2 tRNA genes and 2 rRNA genes are annotated in these 5,536 nt (G+C 53.2%); all 4 read left to right on the top strand.

Annotation, left to right across the window (positions count from 1 at the left end):
• The first annotated feature begins 457 nt into the window (after positions 1-457).
• The 4 genes from FHY18_RS21955 (at position 458) to FHY18_RS21940 (ending at position 5,377) form a co-directional block, all read left to right on the top strand.
• Positions 458-2,004: ribosomal RNA gene (locus tag FHY18_RS21955) — 16S ribosomal RNA — on the top strand.
• Between the two features lie 92 nt (positions 2,005-2,096).
• Positions 2,097-2,172, top strand: a tRNA-Ala gene (locus FHY18_RS21950).
• Positions 2,173-2,191: 19 nt separating this feature from the next.
• A tRNA-Ile gene (locus FHY18_RS21945) sits at positions 2,192-2,268 on the top strand.
• Positions 2,269-2,496: 228 nt separating this feature from the next.
• Positions 2,497-5,377, top strand: a 23S ribosomal RNA gene (locus tag FHY18_RS21940).
• Together the 16S and 23S rRNA genes with 2 tRNA genes alongside form the textbook arrangement of a ribosomal RNA operon.
• Positions 5,378-5,536 lie beyond the last annotated feature (159 nt).

The raw sequence follows: 5,536 nt of genomic DNA, 5'->3' as shown, positions 1-5,536 counted from the left end.
GTTGACGAAACGAAAAAGCCGGCTATGATGGGCGGCTCGCTACACGGAAAGACGCTACGGCGGATTGAGGTGCAGCGGCGGCAACTTCCTCTTCACGAGGGGTTGACGAGGATGAAAAGTCTGCTAATATGGCCGGCTCGCTTCGCAGAAAACCTTCGGGTCGAAACGAAGCAGCGTCAACCACCTCGAAATGAGGTGTTGACGGCAAGAAAAAGTCCGCTATAATGGGCGGCTCGCTTCGACGAAAACGACGAAGCTGACGGGAACGGCGCTGAGGCCACTTCCCAATGTTCTTTGACAGTGTGCGCAGGTAATTTGTGCGGACGCCTGCAGGAAGGATGATTGTCCATCTTGCAGACGTTTAATCAAAAAGCAACATATTAATTGCTTTGCAAGCGATAAGTTGTCAGTGGTTGAACTTCTGCAGCTAAAGTATTTGTCTTCGGACATGTAATTTTAAGTGAAGAGTTTGATCCTGGCTCAGAGTGAACGCTGGCGGCAGGCCTAACACATGCAAGTCGAACGGCAGCACAGTAAGAGCTTGCTCTTATGGGTGGCGAGTGGCGGACGGGTGAGGAATACATCGGAATCTACTCTTTCGTGGGGGATAACGTAGGGAAACTTACGCTAATACCGCATACGACCTACGGGTGAAAGCGGAGGACCTTCGGGCTTCGCGCGATTGAATGAGCCGATGTCGGATTAGCTAGTTGGCGGGGTAAAGGCCCACCAAGGCGACGATCCGTAGCTGGTCTGAGAGGATGATCAGCCACACTGGAACTGAGACACGGTCCAGACTCCTACGGGAGGCAGCAGTGGGGAATATTGGACAATGGGCGCAAGCCTGATCCAGCCATGCCGCGTGGGTGAAGAAGGCCTTCGGGTTGTAAAGCCCTTTTGTTGGGAAAGAAAAGCAGTCGGTTAATACCCGATTGTTCTGACGGTACCCAAAGAATAAGCACCGGCTAACTTCGTGCCAGCAGCCGCGGTAATACGAAGGGTGCAAGCGTTACTCGGAATTACTGGGCGTAAAGCGTGCGTAGGTGGTGGTTTAAGTCTGTTGTGAAAGCCCTGGGCTCAACCTGGGAATTGCAGTGGATACTGGGTCACTAGAGTGTGGTAGAGGGTAGCGGAATTCCCGGTGTAGCAGTGAAATGCGTAGAGATCGGGAGGAACATCCGTGGCGAAGGCGGCTACCTGGACCAACACTGACACTGAGGCACGAAAGCGTGGGGAGCAAACAGGATTAGATACCCTGGTAGTCCACGCCCTAAACGATGCGAACTGGATGTTGGGTGCAATTTGGCACGCAGTATCGAAGCTAACGCGTTAAGTTCGCCGCCTGGGGAGTACGGTCGCAAGACTGAAACTCAAAGGAATTGACGGGGGCCCGCACAAGCGGTGGAGTATGTGGTTTAATTCGATGCAACGCGAAGAACCTTACCTGGTCTTGACATCCACGGAACTTTCCAGAGATGGATTGGTGCCTTCGGGAACCGTGAGACAGGTGCTGCATGGCTGTCGTCAGCTCGTGTCGTGAGATGTTGGGTTAAGTCCCGCAACGAGCGCAACCCTTGTCCTTAGTTGCCAGCACGTAATGGTGGGAACTCTAAGGAGACCGCCGGTGACAAACCGGAGGAAGGTGGGGATGACGTCAAGTCATCATGGCCCTTACGACCAGGGCTACACACGTACTACAATGGTAGGGACAGAGGGCTGCAAACCCGCGAGGGCGAGCCAATCCCAGAAACCCTATCTCAGTCCGGATTGGAGTCTGCAACTCGACTCCATGAAGTCGGAATCGCTAGTAATCGCAGATCAGCATTGCTGCGGTGAATACGTTCCCGGGCCTTGTACACACCGCCCGTCACACCATGGGAGTTTGTTGCACCAGAAGCAGGTAGCTTAACCTTCGGGAGGGCGCTTGCCACGGTGTGGCCGATGACTGGGGTGAAGTCGTAACAAGGTAGCCGTATCGGAAGGTGCGGCTGGATCACCTCCTTTTGAGCATGACGTCATCGTCTTGCGGGCGTCCTCACAAATTACCTGCATTCAGAGATTCATACCGGCACAGGTCGGTATGCGAAGTCCCTTTTGGGGCCTTAGCTCAGCTGGGAGAGCACCTGCTTTGCAAGCAGGGGGTCGTCGGTTCGATCCCGACAGGCTCCACCATATTGAGTGAAAAGACTTCGGGTCTGTAGCTCAGGTGGTTAGAGCGCACCCCTGATAAGGGTGAGGTCGGTAGTTCGAGTCTACCCAGACCCACCACTCTGAATGTAGTGCACACTTAAGAATTTATATGGATCAGCGTTGAGGCTGATACATGTTCTTTTATAACTTGTGACGTAGCGAGCGTTTGAGATATCTATCTAAACGTGTCGTTGAGGCTAAGGCGGGGACTTCGAGTCCCTAAATAATTGAGTCGTATGTTCGCGTTGGTGGCTTTGTACCCCACACAGCACGTACATATAGCTCCGAGGCAACTTGGGGTTATATGGTCAAGCGAATAAGCGCACACGGTGGATGCCTAGGCGGTCAGAGGCGATGAAGGACGTGGTAGCCTGCGAAAAGTGTCGGGGAGCTGGCAACAAGCTTTGATCCGGCAATATCCGAATGGGGAAACCCACTGCTTCGGCAGTATCCTGCAGTGAATTCATAGCTGCTGGAAGCGAACCCGGTGAACTGAAATATCTAAGTAACCGGAGGAAAAGAAATCAACCGAGATTCCCTAAGTAGTGACGAGCGAACGGGGAACAGCCCTTAAGCTGGAATGGCTTTAGAAAAACAATCTGGAAAGATTGGCCATAGAAGGTGATAGCCCTGTATTTAAAAGGGCCACTCCAGTGAAGACGAGTAGGGCGGGGCACGTGAAACCCTGTCTGAATATGGGGGGACCATCCTCCAAGGCTAAATACTCCTGACCGACCGATAGTGAACCAGTACCGTGAGGGAAAGGCGAAAAGAACCCCGGAGAGGGGAGTGAAATAGATCCTGAAACCGTGTGCGTACAAGCAGTAGGAGCTCGCAAGAGTGACTGCGTACCTTTTGTATAATGGGTCAGCGACTTACTGTTCGTGGCAAGCTTAACCGTATAGGGGAGGCGAAGGGAAACCGAGTCTGATAAGGGCGCATAGTCGCGGGCAGTAGACCCGAAACCGGGTGATCTAGTCATGGCCAGGGTGAAGGTGCCGTAACAGGTACTGGAGGCCCGAACCCACGTCTGTTGCAAAAGACGGGGATGAGCTGTGATTAGGAGTGAAAAGCTAATCGAACCCGGAGATAGCTGGTTCTCCTCGAAAGCTATTTAGGTAGCGCCTCGGACGAATACTACTGGGGGTAGAGCACTGTTATGGCTAGGGGGTCATCGCGACTTACCAAACCATTGCAAACTCCGAATACCAGTACGTACTATCCGGGAGACACACGGCGGGTGCTAACGTCCGTCGTGAAAAGGGAAACAACCCAGACCCACAGCTAAGGTCCCAAATTCACTGCTAAGTGGAAAACGATGTGGAAAGGCACAGACAGCCAGGAGGTTGGCTTAGAAGCAGCCACCCTTTAAAGAAAGCGTAATAGCTCACTGGTCGAGTCGGTCTGCGCGGAAGATTTAACGGGGCTAAGCAGTGAACCGAAGCTTGGGGTGCATAAAACTTGTTTTATGCGCGGTAGAGGAGCGTTCCGTAAGCCTGCGAAGGTGGATTGAGAAGTCTGCTGGAGGTATCGGAAGTGCGAATGCTGACATGAGTAACGATAATGCGGGTGAAAAGCCCGCACGCCGAAAGCCCAAGGTTTCCTTGCGCAACGTTAATCGACGCAGGGTTAGTCGGTCCCTAAGGCGAGGGCGAAAGCCGTAGTCGATGGGAAGCAGGTTAATATTCCTGCACCTCGCGTGAGTGCGATGGAGGGACGGAGAAGGTTAGGTGTACCGGGCGTTGGTTGTCCCGGGGAAAGGCGGTAGGTTTGGATCTTTGGCAAATCCGGGATCCTTTAAGACCGAGCACCGAGACGAGCCTTTATGGCGAAGTCACTGATACCACGCTTCCAGGAAAAGCTCCTAAGCTTCAGCTCACGAAGACCGTACCGTAAACCGACACAGGTGGGTAGGATGAGAATTCTCAGGCGCTTGAGAGAACTCGGGTGAAGGAACTAGGCAACATGGCACCGTAACTTCGGGAGAAGGTGCACCCTTTTTGGTGGCTCATGCGAGCTATAGCTGAAGAGGGTCGCAGAAACCAGGCCGCTGCGACTGTTTATCAAAAACACAGCACTCTGCAAACACGAAAGTGGACGTATAGGGTGTGACGCCTGCCCGGTGCTGGAAGGTTAATTGATGGGGTCAGCCGCAAGGCGAAGCTCTTGATCGAAGCCCCAGTAAACGGCGGCCGTAACTATAACGGTCCTAAGGTAGCGAAATTCCTTGTCGGGTAAGTTCCGACCTGCACGAATGGCGTAACGACAGCGGCGCTGTCTCCACCCGAGACTCAGTGAAATTGAAATCGCTGTGAAGATGCAGCGTTCCCGTGGCAAGACGGAAAGACCCCGTGAACCTTTACTATAGCTTTACACTGAACGTTGAGTTCGTCTGTGTAGGATAGGTGGGAGGCTATGAAACTGTGGCGCTAGCTGCAGTGGAGCCATCCTTGAAATACCACCCTGTCGTGCTTGACGTTCTAACCTAGATCCGTTATCCGGATCAGGGACCGTGTATGGTGGGTAGTTTGACTGGGGCGGTCTCCTCCTAAAGAGTAACGGAGGAGCACGAAGGTACGCTCAGCGCGGTCGGACATCGCGCACTGTGTGCAAAGGCATAAGCGTGCTTGACTGCAAGATCGACGGATCAAGCAGGTACGAAAGTAGGTCTTAGTGATCCGGTGGTTCTGTATGGAAGGGCCATCGCTCAACGGATAAAAGGTACTCCGGGGATAACAGGCTGATACCGCCCAAGAGTTCATATCGACGGCGGTGTTTGGCACCTCGATGTCGGCTCATCACATCCTGGGGCTGTAGTCGGTCCCAAGGGTATGGCTGTTCGCCATTTAAAGTGGTACGCGAGCTGGGTTCAGAACGTCGTGAGACAGTTCGGTCCCTATCTGCCATGGGCGTTGGAAGTTTGAGAGGGGCTGCTCCTAGTACGAGAGGACCGGAGTGGACGAACCTCTGGTGTTCCGGTTGTCACGCCAGTGGCATTGCCGGGTAGCTATGTTCGGAAGCGATAACCGCTGAAAGCATCTAAGCGGGAAGCGCGCCTCAAGATGAGACTTCCCGGGGCACAAGCCCCCTAAAGGAACCATATAGACTATGTGGTTGATAGGTCAGGTGTGTAAGTACAGCAATGTATTGAGCTAACTGATACTAATGATCCGTGCGGCTTGACCATATAACCTCAAGTTGCCTTGGTCCCAACGAACGTTGGTAGATCACCAAACGCAAGCTACGTCACAAGTTAACTATGCGAGACGAGCGCTGTATGCGCTTCCCTTCGCAAGAGCCTGCACATCCTTGTGCAGACTTTTGAAGAGAAGCAAATATTGGCGAC

Source organism: Xanthomonas sp. 3793, from assembly GCF_024806835.1.
In the GTDB taxonomy this organism is placed as follows: Bacteria; Pseudomonadota; Gammaproteobacteria; order Xanthomonadales; family Xanthomonadaceae; genus Xanthomonas; species Xanthomonas arboricola_F.
The sequence above is the reverse complement of the archived record's forward strand: the minus strand, read 5'-3'. Positions and strand labels throughout refer to the sequence as shown.